This is a genomic window from Fructilactobacillus cliffordii, from assembly GCF_024029355.1.
Classification (GTDB): Bacteria; Bacillota; Bacilli; order Lactobacillales; family Lactobacillaceae; genus Fructilactobacillus; species Fructilactobacillus cliffordii.
The window spans coordinates 616,756-634,501 of sequence record NZ_CP097117.1; the positions used below are offsets into that span (position 1 = coordinate 616,756).

Annotated in this window: 10 protein-coding genes, 1 tRNA gene and 3 rRNA genes; 2 read left to right on the top strand and 12 right to left on the bottom strand. The window is 45.9% G+C overall.

From position 1 onward, the window contains the following. Positions 1-21: 21 nt before the first annotated feature. Positions 22-1,038 carry a tryptophan--tRNA ligase gene (gene trpS, locus M3M38_RS03145; protein ID WP_252814755.1) on the bottom strand — a complete coding sequence of 339 codons (1,017 nt, stop codon included), beginning with the start codon at positions 1,036-1,038 and terminating at the stop codon, positions 22-24. A 302-nt stretch (positions 1,039-1,340) separates the two neighbouring features. Here trpS and helD point away from each other — a divergent pair, with 302 nt between their 5' ends. Next, positions 1,341-3,635: an RNA polymerase recycling motor HelD gene (gene helD / locus M3M38_RS03150; RefSeq protein WP_252814756.1), complete on the top strand. Its 2,295-nt coding sequence runs from the start codon at positions 1,341-1,343 to the stop codon at positions 3,633-3,635. Positions 3,636-3,657: 22 nt separating this feature from the next. Here the strand turns inward: helD and M3M38_RS03155 are convergent, their stop codons facing one another. From M3M38_RS03155 to M3M38_RS03175, 5 genes are all read right to left on the bottom strand, one after another. Beyond that, entirely contained in the window at positions 3,658-4,434 is a 777-nt protein-coding gene (locus M3M38_RS03155; RefSeq protein ID WP_252814757.1) for an ABC-2 family transporter protein, read from the bottom strand. After that, complete coding sequence (locus M3M38_RS03160) at positions 4,431-5,204, bottom strand: ABC-2 family transporter protein (protein ID WP_252814758.1); 774 nt, start codon at positions 5,202-5,204, stop codon at positions 4,431-4,433. Before M3M38_RS03160 ends, M3M38_RS03155 begins: the two co-directional genes overlap by 4 nt. Continuing rightward, entirely contained in the window at positions 5,191-6,171 is a 981-nt protein-coding gene (locus M3M38_RS03165; RefSeq protein ID WP_252814759.1) for an ABC transporter ATP-binding protein, read from the bottom strand. Before M3M38_RS03165 ends, M3M38_RS03160 begins: the two co-directional genes overlap by 14 nt. Positions 6,172-6,309: 138 nt before the next feature. After that, positions 6,310-6,714 (bottom strand): large-conductance mechanosensitive channel protein MscL, encoded by a 405-nt coding sequence (gene mscL / locus M3M38_RS03170; protein WP_252766314.1) that lies wholly within the window; start codon positions 6,712-6,714, stop codon positions 6,310-6,312. Positions 6,715-6,815: 101 nt separating this feature from the next. After that, positions 6,816-6,888, bottom strand: a tRNA-Thr gene (locus M3M38_RS03175). Between the two features lie 90 nt (positions 6,889-6,978). Between M3M38_RS03175 and M3M38_RS03180 the strand changes: the two genes are divergently transcribed. Then, a complete protein-coding gene (locus tag M3M38_RS03180; RefSeq protein WP_252766315.1) occupies positions 6,979-7,185 on the top strand; it encodes a hypothetical protein in 207 nt (68 codons plus the stop codon). A 91-nt stretch (positions 7,186-7,276) separates the two neighbouring features. Here the strand turns inward: M3M38_RS03180 and rrf are convergent. The 6 genes from rrf to M3M38_RS03210 all read right to left on the bottom strand — a co-directional run bounded on the left by rrf (position 7,277) and on the right by M3M38_RS03210 (position 17,685). After that, positions 7,277-7,393 (bottom strand): 5S ribosomal RNA (gene rrf / locus M3M38_RS03185). A 70-nt stretch (positions 7,394-7,463) separates the two neighbouring features. Next, positions 7,464-10,379, bottom strand: a 23S ribosomal RNA gene (locus M3M38_RS03190). 213 nt (positions 10,380-10,592) lie between these two features. Continuing rightward, a 16S ribosomal RNA gene (locus tag M3M38_RS03195) occupies positions 10,593-12,168 on the bottom strand. Together the 16S, 23S and 5S rRNA genes form the textbook arrangement of a ribosomal RNA operon. 346 nt (positions 12,169-12,514) lie before the next feature. After that, entirely contained in the window at positions 12,515-13,285 is a 771-nt protein-coding gene (locus M3M38_RS03200; RefSeq protein ID WP_252814760.1) for a DUF4811 domain-containing protein, read from the bottom strand. Beyond that, complete coding sequence (locus tag M3M38_RS03205; RefSeq protein ID WP_252814761.1) at positions 13,282-14,763, bottom strand: MDR family MFS transporter; 1,482 nt, start codon at positions 14,761-14,763, stop codon at positions 13,282-13,284. The genes M3M38_RS03200 and M3M38_RS03205 overlap by 4 nt, the downstream gene beginning before the upstream one ends. Positions 14,764-14,913: 150 nt before the next feature. After that, complete coding sequence (locus M3M38_RS03210) at positions 14,914-17,685, bottom strand: cation-translocating P-type ATPase (protein WP_252814762.1); 2,772 nt, start codon at positions 17,683-17,685, stop codon at positions 14,914-14,916. Positions 17,686-17,746: the final 61 nt, after the last annotated feature.

Here is a 17,746-nt window from a genome sequence, read left to right on the forward strand (position 1 = left end):
CTCCCTTACTGCGTCTTGCGACTAGTCAAAATAGTTAAGCCCCATGGCATTCCGGACCTCAGTGAGGGTCTGTTCTGCCACTTGGTTGGCTTTCTGGCTGCCTGCTTTTAAGATGTCAGCGACCGCAGCGGGATTTTGTTCGTATTGTTCGCGCCGCGCCCTGATGGGAGCCAAAGTTGCTTGTAAGACTTCATTTAAGTACAGCTTAATTTTAACATCTCCTAACCCACCATGAGCATATTGTTCCTTCAGTTCCTGAACGTGTGCTTGGTCGGGGGCAAAGATGTCAAGGTAGGTAAAGACCGTGTTCCCTTCCACTTGACCGGGATCTTCCACGTGAATGTGGTTCGGATCCGTGTACATCGACATGACCTTTTGCTTAATCATATCTGCACTATCGGAAAGGTAGATGGCGTTGTTTAACGACTTACTCATCTTGGCATTGCCGTCTAAACCAGGAATCCGACCCTCGCCTTTCGGTGGGAAGTATCCCTCTGGTTCCACCAGCACATCCGTGTGGTAGGCCCGGTTAAAACTGCGGACGATTTCACGAGTTTGCTCTAACATGGGTTCTTGGTCATCCCCAACGGGAACCACCGTGGCCTTAAAGGCCGTGATGTCAGCGGCCTGACTAACTGGATAAGTTAAAAAGCCCGCCGGAACGCTTTCATTAAAACTTTTTTGTTGAATTTCGTGTTTAACAGTCGGATTGCGTTCTAACCGCGCCACGCTCACGAGGTTCATGTAAATCATGGTTAACTCGTTTAAAGCGGGAATCTGGGATTGGACAAAAATGGTTGATTTAGCGGGATCTAAACCCACGGCTAGGTAGTCTAGCGCTACCTGAAACAAGCTGTTGTGAATCTTTTCGGGGTCACGCGCGTTATCGGTCAACGCCTGCATGTCCGCAATCATAATGTAGGGATCGTATTTCCCAGTGTTTTGTAATTTCACCCGGTTTTCCAAGGACCCCACGAAGTGTCCAATGTGCAATTTTCCCGTCGGGCGATCACCCGTTAAAATAATTGGTTTGGTCATGTTTGATCTTCCTTTCTAAAAAAGCGCCCATTGATTCAAAATCAATAGGACGCCTCGACGTGGTACCACCTATATTGCAAATTAATGCCACTCAAATTAAAGCTCAGTTTTAATGGTTCCAATTCGTAGTCACCTAGTTAGTTTCAGCGCTTCTAACCTCTCTGTTTGTAGGGTGGTGCTACTACTCAACTTTACTGTTATTTTAGGGGTTTTTTATCCCAGTGTCAAAGGCGTCGCAATTGACACTGCCCCCCTTTTCCCCTTAGAATGATGAGCGACTTTGAAACGAAAGAGGATCGATTATGAATCAACAAGAAGAACAGGAGGAACGTGACCGCGTTACCCGGGTCACCACTTTTTTACACCACCAAATTAAAAAAGCAAAGCAGGCCGTTAAAAAGGCCCAGGCTGAATCAGATCGGGTCCAAAAAAACTACGGCATCAATACTTCCGTAAACTACTTAGAAGCAGATGACCGGATTGAAACCAAGGCTGATCTGCAGCAACAACGAAACCTGGTGAACCGGACGGTCGAAAACGAAGCGATTGTAAAGAAACAACTGACGACCTACCAGCAACTTTCCCACTCCCCTTACTTTGGGCGAATTGACGTTCAAGATTCCGGAGCCCCAACCCCAGAACCACTTTACATTGGAACGGCCTCCCTAATGGATGACAACGGAGAGTTTCTAATTCACGACTGGCGGGCGCCCATTTCTAGTGTTTATTACAACGGAACGCTCGGACCAGTCCACTACCAAACTCCGAACGGGGAACGAAGCACCAATCTGAAAAAAAAGCGTCAGTTTAAAATCAAGGACGGCCAGATCCTGCACATGTTTGACACCAACGAAACGGTAGGCGACGAGATGCTGCAGGAAACCCTGGGTAACAAGAGTTCTGACCAACTGCAAAACATTGTCGCCACGATTCAACGTGAACAAAATGACATCATTCGCGACGTGCGTAGCGACCTCCTGGTGGTGCAGGGAGTGGCTGGTTCTGGAAAAACTTCCGCTCTGCTTCAAAGAATTGCCTTCTTGCTATATCACAGCCGCAACGAGCTGAGTGCCAACCAGATCCTACTCTTTTCTCCGAATCTCTTGTTTTCAAACTACATTAAGGACGTCCTCCCGAGCCTGGGGGAACGCAACATGCGCCAGGTGACTCTCCAAGCATTCTTTGCGCAACGCTTAGAGGGTTTACGCGTCCAAACCCGGTTCGATCGCTACGAAGCAAGCCCGGTTCACAATTCGTTGACAGCGTATAAAGAAAGTCAGGTCTTTATTGATAAGTTGCGAGCCTACTTACGACAATTAAGTCCCCGTGAGATTTGTTTTACGGGACTCTACTTTCAAGGAGAACTCTTTTTCTCAGCAGCAGAGATCCGCAGTATCTATGCCCGGCTTAATCCGAAACTCCCCTTAGCAGACAGGTTCTTAAAAACGAAGAACACCCTGATCAAACACCTAAAAGCTCGTATCAACGAAGAAGCCCACGAAGACTGGGCGTTAGACGAACTGGATAACCTTTCTGATGAGCAGTATCATAACTACCTCGGCGACCATGACCCAGCCGACTTCTTTGATTTTGACGAGGAACGGGACTTTGTCGCCCGTAAACTGGTAAAGGACCGGTTGCGCGTGGTTTATAATGCCATCTACAACGATCAGTTCTGGGACCAATATTCGCAGTACGAGCACTTTCTGGGTCAACTTGATTCTACTGATCAAATTACGCTTGCGGATTGGCAGCAAGATCAGCGGGCCTTTACAGACACCCTCGAGTATCATCAGATTCGATTGGTGGATGCCGCTCCCGTCCTCTTTTTACAGGACTACTTTACCGGGGAAAACCATAACCGCCACATCAAATACCTCTTTATTGACGAGGTGCAGGACTACTCGGTTGCCGAACTGATGTACCTCAAGTTGACCTTTCCACGGGCCAAGTTCAATCTGATTGGCGATAGCGAGCAGGCGCTCTTTAAGGATGTGGAAACGGCGCAAGCCCTTTTAAATCGACTCAAAGCGGCGCTACCCGTCCGGCATCCCCGTTTGATTAACTTGAACCGGTCCTACCGCTCGACCTACCCAATTACTACCCTGGCTAGTAGTATTCTGCCGGATGGTGATCACATTGAGGCCTTTAACCGGGCCGGTGCTACCCCGACCTATGCGGAGTTTCCGGATGAAAAGCAATTGCTGAAGACATCCCAATCAATCATTAAGACCGAGTTACAGGACCATGAAACGGTCGCCATCATTACGAAAACGAAGAATGAGGCGCAACACGTTTATCAAGAATTGCGCCACCAGTTTGACTGCCTGTTGGTAACGGACAAGGCTCGTACTCTGAACAAGTCCGTCTTAATCCTGCCGGTTTATCTGGCCAAGGGGTTGGAATTTGATACTGTCATCGCTTGGAACGTCTCAACAGCCAACTTCCCCACCCATCATGAACTGGGCATTTTATACACCATGATGACCCGGGCCATGCACCACTTAGTTTTGTTAAGCCAGGGACAGCTGACCGACTTGATTCCTGAGCGGGCCTTGCAACAACAATTGTTAGTTAAAGCAAAAAGCACTTCGTAAGGAAGTGCTTTTTTGCAACCATTTAATTAGCAGAAACGTAGTGCCTTGTCCCGCGCTGCCACAGATAAAAGGAAAAGACCAGGAGAAGTACCGTTACGATTACCAGCGGGACTAGCATCTGCCACGCCGTACTCTGTTTAACGGTCACAGTCACAATTCCGTTAGAAAGCGCGAGCACCGGTAAGCCCGTCGAAAGGATTAGTTGTAACCACCGGGGATAAATCCGCGCCGGACGACTAGCGGCAGAGATTACATCTTCTGGAACCCCGTTTAAAGCGGTTAAATTGTCATACCAAAAAGAAATTTCCACCACGATTTGGTTCAGGGCAAAGACAAACAAAACTCCAACCACGTAAATTACTAAAATCAAGCTCCAGGCACTCCAAGACAGCGGGAATCGAGTCAAGAGGAACGCCGTCACCGGAATGTAAACCAGCAGATTAACGCCGCTGGGAAAGTCGAGCTGCCGCAAAGCATAGTACCAATAACTCGGCAACGGACGTAAGAACAAGTAATCCAAATTACCATCGATAAGATCACCCGCTAGGGACTCGTGGGCGCCCACGAACAGAAATTGATAGGTGGTCGTAATCGAGATTAGGCTCATAATCAAGATTTCATACTGCAGAAAATTAAGTCCGCCAATTCGATGAGCAAAGGAATAGTACACAAAGCCAGCCGCAATCTCAATCGCAGTAAACATAAACCCAAAAAGCACCACGAGAACCGACGTCATCCGGTAGGTTAAAAAGGTTTTAAAACTTTGTTGGGCTAGCACTCCATATAACCGAAAACTCATACGCCCACCCCTTCAAATTTGTGCAATCCGACCCGAAAGAGCCACCGACTTATTCCCACTAATGCGATTAACCAAACGATGGACAGACCCAGATAGAGGAAAAGCAACTGTGGCTGACGCGGTCCTTGTAAAACCGTCTGCACTAAATCACTGGAAACCAGCGCTAGCGGAGAAAAACGTAACCCCTGATAAGCCCAGGTTGGCAACACATCGAGGGGAAACAACAAGCCACCGCAAAATAGATACAGCGCGCTAATTACCGGACGTAACGGCCACATTTGCACTAGCCAAAAGGCCAACGTTCCCAGCAAGAACATGATTTGGTGCCACAAAGCGACGCTCACTAGTGCGTAGAGCAAAATCAGAAGCATGCTTAGGCCATAACCGCGCGTTAAAATCACGATGAGCACTCCCAATAAACCAATTAAAATCAGCTTTGCTCCCACAAAGTTACTTAAACTCTCTAAATTCAAATTAATCGGGCGCAGCAATAATGTACTAATTTTCCCCGTTTTAATCTGACGGGCTAAACGAAATAAGGGTTCAAAGGTAAAAATTAAAGATAATAGTCCCGTAAGGATTAAGTATTGCATCATGTGGGTTTGGGAATAACCGTGAATCGTGGTTTGCCCGGACTCCAGGTATAAAGCCCGCCACATTAACAAAGAAAGCCCCACTTGTAGCAATCGGGTTACTAATGAAATCAAGAAATTAGCGCGGTAAACCAGCGAATTCTGAAATCCCAGGAATAAATTACTAATGTACTTCATTAGACCTCTCCTGCTTGCGAAACATGGAATAAACAACGTCCTCTAAGGAAGGCGTTTCCACTTGCATTTGCTCAAGCGCCATGGTTTTAAAGGTGATCGTACTATCTCCTTCGGCCGCCCGGACCACGGTTTGGTCGTCACGCTGCGATATCTCCGCGGCCTGCGTCGCCACAATGGCGTGATTTGGAACGTTCTTTAGCGTAATCGGACGCTGGGGATCCCGGACAGTCTGCATTAACTTAGCTACGGAACCATCAAACTGAATTCGACCGTCGAGAAGCAACAACAGCCGATCAGCCACCGCTTCGATATCGTTCATCTGATGACTAATTAACAAAATGGTCACGTTGTTGGTCTGGTTAATTTGATTTAAAAAGGCATGAAACTCGCGTTGACTCACGATGTCCATTCCTAAGGTGGGTTCGTCCAAAATCAGCAGTTCTGGTCCATGTAACAACGTAGCAATCAACTCTAGTTTGGTCCGTTCCCCGAGGGACAATTTTCGGACCGGAACGTTTAACACCGCCTGAAGGTGAAACATTTGTACATACTTATCTAAACGAGCTTGATAACTCAGGGTGTCCACCTGATAAATCGTCTTTAGGAGTTTAAAGGTATCTAACGCGGGTAAATCCCAGTTCAACTGACTTTTTTGGCCCATCATGACCCCAATCCGCTTTAAAAAGACATAGTCATTGGGGTTCGGGCGTACACCGGCCACCCGTAAGTTATCAGTATCAGATTGTAAAATTCCGGTCAGAAGTTTAATCAGCGTAGATTTCCCCGCTCCGTTAGGTCCTAACAGTCCGACTTTTTCGCCCTGGCTAATGGTAAACGTGATATCTGTAAGCACCCGTTTTAATTGATAGTGTCGGTGAAAAAAGTCCTTCAGATTATTTTTAAATCCTAACTTCTTTTCAAATAGACGGTATTCATAGTTGAGGTGCTTGGTTTCAATGTAGGCCATTTGAAACTCCTCTCGCCGTGCGGTAATTGTCCTTGCTGCAATAAAAATAAATTGGATTAATTATAATCCTAACATCAACGAGAAACAATCGTAAAAAAAGAGGATCCCGCACTAACCGTGCCGAATCCCACTATCTAATTATTTAGTTTCCTTAGTTTCCTGACTAGCTTCGGATTGACCTTGTTCTTGTTTTAATAAGGTCACGATTTCTGCCAAGTATTGTTCGCTCTTGGGCGTTGTCTTTTCTTTATCCTGCCGCAACCGCATTTTCCCTAAAATTTTCACTATAATGAAAACCACGAACGCAATAATAAAGAAGTTGATAACCGCGTTGAGAAATACCCCGTACCGGAAAGTGGCGCCTCCTACTTTAAAGGAAAGAGAAGAAAGATCAATGTTGCCGATGAATAACCCGATTAAGGGGTTCAAAATGTTTTTAACTAAAGAACTCACAATCCCCGTAAAGGCCGAACCGATGATAACCCCGACGGCCATGTCAATGACGTTCCCCTTGGAGATGAAAGCTTTAAATTCTTTAATCATGTGCACTGCTCCTTTCTTGTTACTACATTAATTACTTACCTAAACTGCTCACAATTGTCATTAATGTCACAATTACCTAGTTTTTTACAATTTAGGAATTAAGCCGCATCCGGGATTCGAACCCGGAGTCTTTTCCTTACCATGGAAGTGCTCTACCTATTGAGCTAAAGCGGCACCAACATTTTAACATAATCACAGCTTTTAATTGCAAATAATTTAGTTAATGACTAAAATAATGTAAAGTTAATTAAGGGAGGGATAGACATGGCCGACATGGATAAGTTTAAAAAAGATGCTACTGAAACTTTTGACAAAGTAAAAGATGGCACCAAAGATGTGATTGACGACACTAAAAAAGGTGCTAAGGATGTCTTTGTTAAAGTAAAAGACGTAACCAAGGATGTTGTTAATGACGCCAAAAAGGATAGCAAAAAAATCGTTGATAAAGCAAAAGACAAACATGACAAGTAATCTTTTATTAATTAAGAACCTATAATTGCAGGTTCTTTTTTTATTAACTAAAAAAGGCACCTTCGAATTGCTTCGAAAGTGCCTTTACTGCGCGTGGCAACGTCCTATCCTCGCAGGGGGCGATCCCCCAACTACTTTTGGCGTGCTAAAGCTTAACTGCTGTGTTCGGCATGGGAACAGGTGTATCCTTTAGGCTATCGCCACCACACTCTGAGTGAACTTCGTTCCCTCAAAACTAGCTAATATTATTTCCTTCCGATTCTACCATTGTACTTTCCTTGGTTAAGTCCTCGACTGATTAGTATTAGTCCGCTGCACGTATCGCTACGCTTCCACTTCTAACCTATCGACCTGATCATCTTTCAGGAGTCTTACTTCCATATAGGAATGGGAAATCTCATCTTGAGGCGAGTTTCACACTTAGATGCTTTCAGCGTTTATCTCATCCATACATAGCTACTCAGCGGTGCGCCTGGCGGCGCAACTGATACACCAGCGGTATGTCCATCCCGGTCCTCTCGTACTAGGGACAGCTCCTCTCAAATTTCCTGCGCCCGCGACGGATAGGGACCGAACTGTCTCACGACGTTCTGAACCCAGCTCGCGTACCGCTTTAATGGGCGAACAGCCCAACCCTTGGGACCAACTACAGCCCCAGGATGCGATGAGCCGACATCGAGGTGCCAAACCTCCCCGTCGATGTGAACTCTTGGGGGAGATAAGCCTGTTATCCCCAGGGTAGCTTTTATCCGTTGAGCGATGGCCCTTCCATACGGTACCACCGGATCACTAAGTCCGACTTTCGTCCCTGCTCGACTCGTCTGTCTCGCAGTCAAGCTTGCTTCTGCCTTTACACTTACAGAATGATTTCCAACCATTCTAAGCAAACCTTTGAGCGCCTCCGTTACTATTTAGGAGGCGACCGCCCCAGTCAAACTGCCAACCAGACACTGTCTCCGAGCACGATGAGTGCTCAGGGTTAGAGTGTTCACATAGCAAGGGTAGTATCCCACGGGTGCCTCCACCGAGACTAGCGTCCCGGTTTCAATGGCTCCTACCTATCCTGTACAAGCTATGTAAACACCCAATATCAAGCTACAGTAAAGCTCCATGGGGTCTTTCCGTCCTGTCGCGGGTAACCTGCTTCTTCACAGGTATCTTAATTTCACCGAGTCTCTCGTTGAGACAGTACTCAAATCGTTACGCCTTTCGTGCGGGTCGGAACTTACCCGACAAGGAATTTCGCTACCTTAGGACCGTTATAGTTACGGCCGCCGTTTACTGGGGCTTCATTTCGAGGCGTCGCCGAAGCTAACCTTTCCACTTAACCTTCCAGCACCGGGCAGGCGTCAGCCCATATACTTCATCTTACGATTTTGCATAAACCTGTGTTTTTGATAAACAGTCGTTTGAGTCTTTTCACTGCGGCTGACCTGACGGTCAGCACCCCTTCTTCCGAAGTTACGGGGTCATTTTGCCGAGTTCCTTAACGAGAGTTCTCTCGCTCACCTGAGGATCCTCTCCTCGACTACCTGTGTCGGTTTGCGGTACGGGTAGTTAATTACTCACTAGAAGCTTTTCTCGGCAGCGTGACATCGGTTGCTTCTCTACTTTAATTTCGATCCTCATCAACGCTTGTCAACCCGGTCAGAAGCATTTCACTCCTCACCTGACTTACGTTTTAAACATCCTTTTCCAGCCGGATGCTCAACCTAGCCTTCTGCGTCCCTCCATCGTTCCAACATAATTAACTAGTACAGGAATCTCAACCTGTTATCCATCGCCTACGCTTCTCAGCCTCGGCTTAGGTCCCGACTAACCCTGGGTGGACGAGCCTTCCCCAGGAAACCTTAGTCATTCGGTGGACCAGATTCTCACTGGTCTTTCGCTACTCATACCGGCATTCTCACTTCTAAGCGCTCCAACAGTCCTTCCGGTCTGCCTTCATTGCCCTTAGAACGCTCTCCTATCACGCAACGTAGTTGCGTCCGCAGTCTCGGTAATATGCTTAGCCCCGGTAAATTTTCGGCGCAGAATCACTCGACTAGTGAGCTATTACGCACTCTTTAAATGGTGGCTGCTTCTGAGCCAACATCCTAGTTGTCTAAGCAACTCCACTTCCTTTTCCACTTAGCATATATTTAGGGACCTTAACTGGCGGTCTGGGCTGTTCCCCTTTCGACGATGGATCTTATCACTCATCGTCTGACTCCCGGACATAAATCAATGGTATTCGGAGTTTATCTGAACTCAGTAATCCAAGACGGACCCCTCGCTCAAACAGTGGCTCTACCTCCATGATTCTAATTCCGAGGCTAGCCCTAAAGCTATTTCGGAGAGAACCAGCTATCTCCAAGTTCGTTTGGAATTTCACCGCTATCCACACCTCATCCCAGCACTTTTCAACGTACACGGGTTCGGACCTCCGGTGCGTATTACCGCACTTTCATCCTGGACATGGATAGATCACCTGGTTTCGGGTCTACGGCAACATACTAATTCGCCCTCTTAAGACTCGCTTTCGCTGCGGCTCCGCTTCTTCGGCTTAACCTTGCATGCAACTGTAACTCGCCGGTTCATTCTACAAGAGGCACGCCATCACCCCTTAACGGGCTCTGACTGCTTGTAGGCACATGGTTGCAGGAACTATTTCACTCCCCTTCCGGGGTGCTTTTCACCTTTCCCTCACGGTACTGGTTCACTATCGGTCACTAGGGAGTATTTAGCCTTGGGAGATGGTCCTCCCAGATTCCGACGCCGTTTCACGTGTGGCGCCGTACTCAGGATCCTGAACTGAGGGAATTCAATTTCGCTTACGAGACTATCACTCTCTTTGGTGCAGCTTCCCAACTGCTTCAGCTATCAAATTCTTTTGTAACTCAAATGTTCAGTCCTACAACCCCGAACCACGAAGGTTCGGTTTGGGCTATTCCCAGTTCGCTCGCCGCTACTTTGGGAATCGAAATTTCTTTATCTTCCTGTGGGTACTTAGATGTTTCAGTTCCCCACGTCTGCCTCTGCGTAGCTATGAATTCACTACGTAGTGATTAGTCATTACCCTAATCGAGTTTCCTCATTCGGAAATCTCCGGATCACAGCTTACTTACAGCTCCCCGAAGCATATCGGTGTTAGTTCCGTCCTTCATCGGCTCCTAGTACCAAGGCATTCACCATGCGCCCTTTCTAACTTAACCTATAATCCGACGGATTATAAATTATTGAGTTTAGCGATTAAACACATTAAAAAACTCAAATTACACAATGGTTTTCTCGGTTAAAATTATATCAATCAATATAATTCTTACAGAAAATAATATTATCTAGTTTTCAAAGAACTAAGTTTGAGAGTAATCCTCTCAAAACTAAACAAGACTTTGATCGGTGTAAGGTTCCGTATTTTTCCTTAGAAAGGAGGTGATCCAGCCGCAGGTTCTCCTACGGCTACCTTGTTACGACTTCACCCTAATCATCTGTCCCACCTTAGGCGGCGGACTCCTAACGGTTATCCAACCGACTTTGGGTGTTACAAACTCTCATGGTGTGACGGGCGGTGTGTACAAGACCCGGGAACGTATTCACCGTGGCATGCTGATCCACGATTACTAGCGATTCCAACTTCATGCAGGCGAGTTGCAGCCTGCAATCCGAACTGAGAACGGCTTTAAGAGATTAGCTTGACCTCGCGGTTTCGCAACTCGTTGTACCGTCCATTGTAGCACGTGTGTAGCCCAGGTCATAAGGGGCATGATGATTTGACGTCATCCCCACCTTCCTCCGGTTTATCACCGGCAGTCTCTCTAGAGTGCCCAACTCAATGCTGGCAACTAAAGACAAGGGTTGCGCTCGTTGCGGGACTTAACCCAACATCTCACGACACGAGCTGACGACAACCATGCACCACCTGTCATTCTGCCCCCGAAGGGGACACCTAATCTCTTAGGCTAACAGAAGATGTCAAGACCTGGTAAGGTTCTTCGCGTAGCATCGAATTAAACCACATGCTCCACCGCTTGTGCGGGTCCCCGTCAATTCCTTTGAGTTTCAACCTTGCGGTCGTACTCCCCAGGCGGAATGCTTAATGCGTTAGCTTCGGCACTGAGAGGCGGAAACCTCCCAACACCTAGCATTCATCGTTTACGGCATGGACTACCAGGGTATCTAATCCTGTTTGCTACCCATGCTTTCGAGCCTCAGCGTCAGATGCAGACTAGACAGCCGCCTTCGCCACTGGTGTTCCTTCATATATCTACGCATTTCACCGCTACACATGAAGTTCCACTGTCCTCTTCTGCACTCAAGTTTCCCAGTTTCCGATGCACTTCTTCGGTTAAGCCGAAGGCTTTCACATCAGACTTAAAAAACCGCCTGCGCTCGCTTTACGCCCAATAAATCCGGACAACGTTTGCCACCTACGTATTACCGCGGCTGCTGGCACGTAGTTAGCCGTGACTTTCTGGTTAGATACCGTCACGCCGTGAGCAGTTACTCTCACAGTCGTTCTTCTCTAACAACAGAGTTTTACGAGCCGAAACCCTTCTTCACTCACGCGGCGTTGCTCCATCAGACTTTCGTCCATTGTGGAAGATTCCCTACTGCTGCCTCCCGTAGGAGTATGGGCCGTGTCTCAGTCCCATTGTGGCAGATTACCCTCTCAGGTCTGCTACGTATCATCGCCTTGGTGAGCCATTATCTCACCAACTAGCTAATACGCCGCGGGTCCATCCAAAAGCACTAGCATAAAAGCCAGCTTTCAAACTAAAACCATGTGGTTTTAGTTGTTATCCGGTATTAGCATCTGTTTCCAGGTGTTATCCCCGACTTCTGGGCAGGTTACCCACGTGTTACTCACCAGTTCGCCACTCGGTCCAATCTAAAATCAAATCTGTGCAAGCACGTCATTTCATTTAGGAGACCGCGTTCGACTTGCATGTATTAGGCACGCCGCCAACGTTCGTCCTGAGCCAGGATCAAACTCTCATTTTAAATGAGAACTTTATTAGCTCTACTTTATTATTTGTTTCTTAAGCGAATTGACTTCGCAAATGTTTAATTTTTAAACGCTAGTTTAAAAATTCCTTACACTTTTTGTAATCAAAATCTTGTTCAGTTTTCAAAGAACTACTTTGTACACTTCTTTAGTGCGCTTATAATCATATTGTGTTCACAAAGGAATGTCAAGCAAGAATTAATTAAATTCAAGCGCTAACAACTAATCCTCGTAACGCGCATTTACTACTATACAAGCAACAATAGAAAAGGTCAAGCATAATTGTAAAAATAATGAGTTTTACCCAAAGAAAAAACCACTCATAGTTGAGTGGTTTTAAGCTTATTTTAAATTCATTTCATGAGCGACTTGTTGAACTAGTTTCTGTTGGGCTTTCTGCTTCATTTGTGCTTGAAATTCAGCTTGCCACTTCTTCATCAACTTCTGCCGTTGTTGATCAGAAAGCTGGGGATTCTTTTGCATTTCAGCTTGCATTTTCTCCTGGATATATTGTTGAGCTTGTTGTTTAACTACCATTTGAGCATTAGGATTTTGTTGTTGCTTTTGCAATCCAGCTGCCGCTTGCTTCATTCGTTGCCCAAATTCCTTCGCCTGTTTTGGTGTCATTACCAAGTAATCATTTGCAACGTAAAACGTATTGGTCCGCTTAATGAACGTTTCCTTTTGCGCCAAGCCAAACATCATCCGGTAAAATCCATTCTTGTAAACCCATTCTTGTTTCTGAGTTACCAATTTGTTCTTGGTCCCTTCGTGATGAATGATGTTTTTCGTATTAATTGCTGGAGTAGTCGTCGGTTTCTTTTGACTTGCGCTCTTCTTGTAGATTACAACCTGTTCCTTACCCTGCTTACCGAGTTTTTGGTAAAGAACCATGCTCATCTGTTTATTAATGGAAGTAAATGATTGCGTGGTCGTAACCGTTGCTTTTTTCATTCCTAAGTGATTATGGAAGTTTCCAATGATGCTCAAAACCGTCAGAATTACTAATAATCCAGCAATGGCTCCCGTTAAATTAGCAATTTTATGGTTTGAAATTAAATTAAAGCACAGGAAAAACGCCAGAACCGTTCCAATTAAAATCATAAAAATCATTCTGCGTCTCCCCCTTTCGTGGTTGCTTTTTGACTAACCCGACCCTTTTTCAGAGCAAAAGCTAATCCAAACGCAATTAAAGCAATTAAAAAGGCAATTCCAAAGGTTGCCGTGTAACCCTTTAAGGTCGCAGAAATTGCTAAATCCCGGAAATGGATAGGGTCGTTAATCTTCACCGTGTTGCTAGGCATGTTGTTGCTCGTCACGTTCGACAAGATGGAAACCATCACCGCCGTTGCAATCGAACCACAAATTTGCCGAATCGTATTGTTAACTGCCGTTCCGTGTCCCATCATCTGAACCGATAATGAGTTCATCCCAGAAGTCGTCACAGGCATCATTACCATTGCAACCCCAAACATCCGAACTGCGTACAATACCATGATGTAGGCATTCGATGTATCCTCTGTTAAGAACATAAACGGAAAGGTTCCTACCGTTAATAGGAACAAGCCACAAATTGCCAACCGGCGAGCTCCATACTTATCAAAGAGTTTCCCAGTGATGGGGCTCATAATCCCCATCATCAAGGCTCCTCCTAACAGGGTTAACCCCGAATGAAAGGCGGACATTCCTTTCACAATTTGCAGGTAGAGTGGCAATACCATTTCCACCCCAATCATGGCCATGAAGGAAACGGAGGCCAGCGAAGTAGATAAACTAAATTCAAACGATTTCAGCACCCGGAGATCTAAGAAGGGATGTTCAATGGTCAACTGTCGCCAGATAAAGAAGCCCACGAAAATTGCTCCGATTACCAACGACCAAATAACTGTTTTGCTTCCCCAACCGTCATTTCCAACGCTCGAGAATCCATACAAAGTGGACCCAAATCCAATCGTAGATAACACTAACGAAATGTAATCTAGCTTAGATTTATGGGTGGGAAGTACCGGTTTAATGAAAAATAGTCCGACCACTAACACAAAGGCTGCAATTGGAATGATTAAGCTAAAAATCACCCGCCAGGAATAATTGTCAATAATCCATCCAGACAGAGTGGGACCAATCGCTGGAGCTAGTCCAATGACGATTCCTCCCATCCCTAAGGCAGCTCCCCGTTCATTCGCTGGAAAGATGGAAAGCAAGATGGTCTGCATCAACGGCATGATTACTCCGGCCCCGACCGCCTGCACTAGTCGCGCGATAAAGAGCACGCTAAAGGTGGGAGCAGTCGCCGCCAAAATCGTTCCAATTTCAAAAATTAACATGGCTCCTAAGTAAAGCCACTTGGTGTTCATACGACTTGTCAACCAGGCACTAACCGGAATCAAAATCCCGTTAACCATCATGAACCCCGTTGTCAGCCACTGGACAGTTGACGTACTAACGTTAAACGCATTCATCAAAGTGGGAAATGCGGTTCCTAAAATCGTTTGATTCAAAACGGTCACAAAGGCCCCCACCAGTAATAATAGAACAAACATCGTTCGATTATACGGGTTTCCGTTCGCATCAACGGTCTGTTTTGCGCTCATTGAAATCCCTCCATTTATTTTTTAAAGTCTACCAGTTACTATACGAGCATCACTCGTCCTTGTCAAGTAAGCTAACAAATAATCAATAAACAAAAAAAGAACCCCACTAATTCGTGAGATTCTTGCTTGATTTCCGTTAATGATTAACTTTTATTGATTTGTACCCTTCATCGTTTTTCTAACAATCCATTTTCTTAATTCATCGATTAAGATTAACGGAATTGGGATACAAATTAAGAATAACCAGTCATGAAGACTAAGATTTGCCGTTCCAAAGAGGCCGTGAACAAACGGTACGTAAACTAAGAAGGCCAGCAAACAGATTTCAAAGGCAATTCCCCATAAAATCCGGTGGTTGGAAAAGATTCCCACCTTAAAGAGAGAATTCCGTTGCGTCCGAATGTTCAAAACATTGGCTACCTGACAAAAGACAATCGCAGCTAGCGTCATGGTTGTTGCCACCATGTAGGTATTCCCACTAGCGGCCAAGGCAACGTGCGGCCAACCGTATTGCCAATTTACAAAGAAGTAGGCAAAGGTGGAAATGACCGTCGCAATTAGCCCATAATAACCAAAACTCTTCCAAATGATAGTTTTTGTTAGTAGGTGATCGGTTTCTTTGCGCGGGGGACGTTCCATAATTCCCGGTTCACTCTGTTCCGCTCCAAGCCCTAAGGCCGGCAGCATGTCCGTTCCTAAATCAACCGTTAAAATTTGCATTACCGTCAGGGGTAGTGGAATGGCTCCTCCTGAAAGTAAGAATAGGATGGATGGAAATGCTTCTGGAACATTACTAGTAAAGATGTAGAGCAAGAATTTTTGAATGTTACTGTAAACCGTCCGCCCTTCTTCAATCGCATTCACAATCGAAGCAAAGTTATCGTCGGTTAAAATCATATCCGCTGCATCTTTAGCTACGTCGGTTCCCGTTACTCCCATGGCAATCCCAATGTTAGCCTTCTTCAGAGCTGGGGCATCATTTACCCCGTCCCCCGTGGAAGCCACCACATCACCATTAGCCTGGCACATGGAAACAATCCGATATTTATCCTCTGGAGCAACCCGAGCAAAGATAACCTCACCCTTTACGGCTTCTCGGAGTTGATCATCACTTAGCTGCTTCATTTCTTCCCCAGTAATCACCCGGGCCGCATCGGAAACAATGCCAATTTTAACGGCAATGCTTTTGGCAGTAAGGGTACTATCACCGGTCACCATGATGATTCTAATGCCAGCGGTATGACATTTCCGCACAGCTTCGTAGATTTCTTCGCGCGGTGGATCTTGCATGGCTGCTAATCCCACGAAGGTTAAATGTTGCTCCGTATTAGCAGGCGTTGCATTGTCAAAGTTAGTGGCATCAGTTGTCGTGTAAGCGAATGCCAACGACCGCAGTCCTTGCGCCGCGTAATCCCGGTTAGCTTGATCAATTTGTGACTTATATTCGGGTGTCAATGGTTCGACTTTGCCGTCAATCAGAATCGTATCACAAACTGTGATTAAGTTAGACAGGGCTCCCTTAGTATAAACATAGGTTTTGCCGTCTTGATTCTTTTGAATCGTTGTCATCATCCGGCGGGTAGAGTCAAACGGTAATTCTTTCAACCGCGGTGAATCTTGCAAACGGTCAGCTAAATTCAATCCGGCTTTAGCGGTCAAAATGTTCAGTCCGGCTTCAGTTGGAGTCCCTAAAATTTTAGGAGCATCACCGGCGTTTTTCGGTTCCTGAATCTTAGTATCGTTATTCAATAAAGCAATGTCTAACAGTAAATTCAAGTCAGGATAGTTTTTCAAATCCACGTCTTGATTCTGAAACTGAATTTTCCCGTTGTTGTAATATCCCGTTCCGGTTACCGTAAATTCTTGATCCGGTAACCAAATGTGGTTCACAGTCATTTGGTTTTGCGTCAGAGTCCCAGTCTTATCCGAACAAATGACGTTAGTTTCCCCAAGGGTTTCCACGCTGTCCAAGCTCTTCAAAAGCGCATGCCGCTTGGCCATCACCTGGGTTCCGTGAGCTAATGACAGAGTCACGGTCGGTAATAATCCTTCCGGAATAAATGCCACAATCATTCCCAAAGCAAAGATGAAGGATTTGGTCACGGGATAGTGAACGAAGAAAATGGCTAGAATGAAGAATGCCAGTCCAATTGATAGTGACAAAATCGATAATTGCCGAGTCAAGTGGTTTAATTCTTGGGTCAACGGTGAATCTGTCTTCTTCTGGTTTTGCGTTAAGCTGGCAATCTTACCAAATTCGGTATTCATCCCCGTTTCAATGACCATCACGGTAGCGGTCCCACTCGTTACCACGGTTCCCGCAAACACAATGTTTTGAATCGCAAACTGACCATCACTGTGCTTGTATTCAACAAATTTGTCCACGGGCACGGATTCTCCGGTTAAGGCCGACTCATCGACCTGCAGCGAAGAACTCGTTAGCACCCGCGCATCGGCAGGAATGGCGTCTCCTGCCTGTAACTCAACTAAATCACCAGGCACAATGTCTTCGGCAACTAACTGGGTCTGTTTTCCATCCCGAATGACGTTCACGTAGCTTGGTAACAACTTACTGAGTGCGTCGGTCGCTTTTTTAGCTGCTCGTTCTTCCCAATAGGAAAATAGACCATTAATAATGTTCACGGCCCAGATGGCAATCCCTAGTTCGGGCGTTCCGGCAAAAAAGGCAATGATTCCCGAGACCCAGAGCAAGCAGGCCATCAACGAAACAAAGTTTTTCAAGAAATTAAGGAGCTCATTTTCTTGCTTCCCCTTTTGAATCACATTTTTTCCGACCGTTGCAAGTTCCTGCTGGGCCGCGGTGGCGGTTAAACCAGTTTGCGCTGATGAATTCAAATCCTTGGTTAATTCACCCACTGGTAATTGCGCATACTGATCATCAGTTAATTTATCGTTTGGCATCTTACTCACCCCATTCTAAAAGTTTTACAAATCATGGACATATCTTTAGCTTACATCATTT

What these genes read in the sequence shown, in the direction of transcription:
- trpS (WP_252814755.1), bottom strand. Translation starts at nt 1,038, where the DNA reads ATGACCAAACCAATTATTTTAACGGGTGATCGCCCGACGGGAAAATTG.
- helD (WP_252814756.1), top strand. Translation starts at nt 1,341, where the DNA reads ATGAATCAACAAGAAGAACAGGAGGAACGTGACCGCGTTACCCGGGTC.
- M3M38_RS03155 (WP_252814757.1), bottom strand. Translation starts at nt 4,434, where the DNA reads ATGAGTTTTCGGTTATATGGAGTGCTAGCCCAACAAAGTTTTAAAACC.
- M3M38_RS03160 (WP_252814758.1), bottom strand. Translation starts at nt 5,204, where the DNA reads ATGAAGTACATTAGTAATTTATTCCTGGGATTTCAGAATTCGCTGGTT.
- M3M38_RS03165 (WP_252814759.1), bottom strand. Translation starts at nt 6,171, where the DNA reads ATGGCCTACATTGAAACCAAGCACCTCAACTATGAATACCGTCTATTT.
- mscL (WP_252766314.1), bottom strand. Translation starts at nt 6,714, where the DNA reads ATGATTAAAGAATTTAAAGCTTTCATCTCCAAGGGGAACGTCATTGAC.
- M3M38_RS03180 (WP_252766315.1), top strand. Translation starts at nt 6,979, where the DNA reads ATGGCCGACATGGATAAGTTTAAAAAAGATGCTACTGAAACTTTTGAC.
- M3M38_RS03200 (WP_252814760.1), bottom strand. Translation starts at nt 13,285, where the DNA reads ATGATTTTTATGATTTTAATTGGAACGGTTCTGGCGTTTTTCCTGTGC.
- M3M38_RS03205 (WP_252814761.1), bottom strand. Translation starts at nt 14,763, where the DNA reads ATGAGCGCAAAACAGACCGTTGATGCGAACGGAAACCCGTATAATCGA.
- M3M38_RS03210 (WP_252814762.1), bottom strand. Translation starts at nt 17,685, where the DNA reads ATGCCAAACGATAAATTAACTGATGATCAGTATGCGCAATTACCAGTG.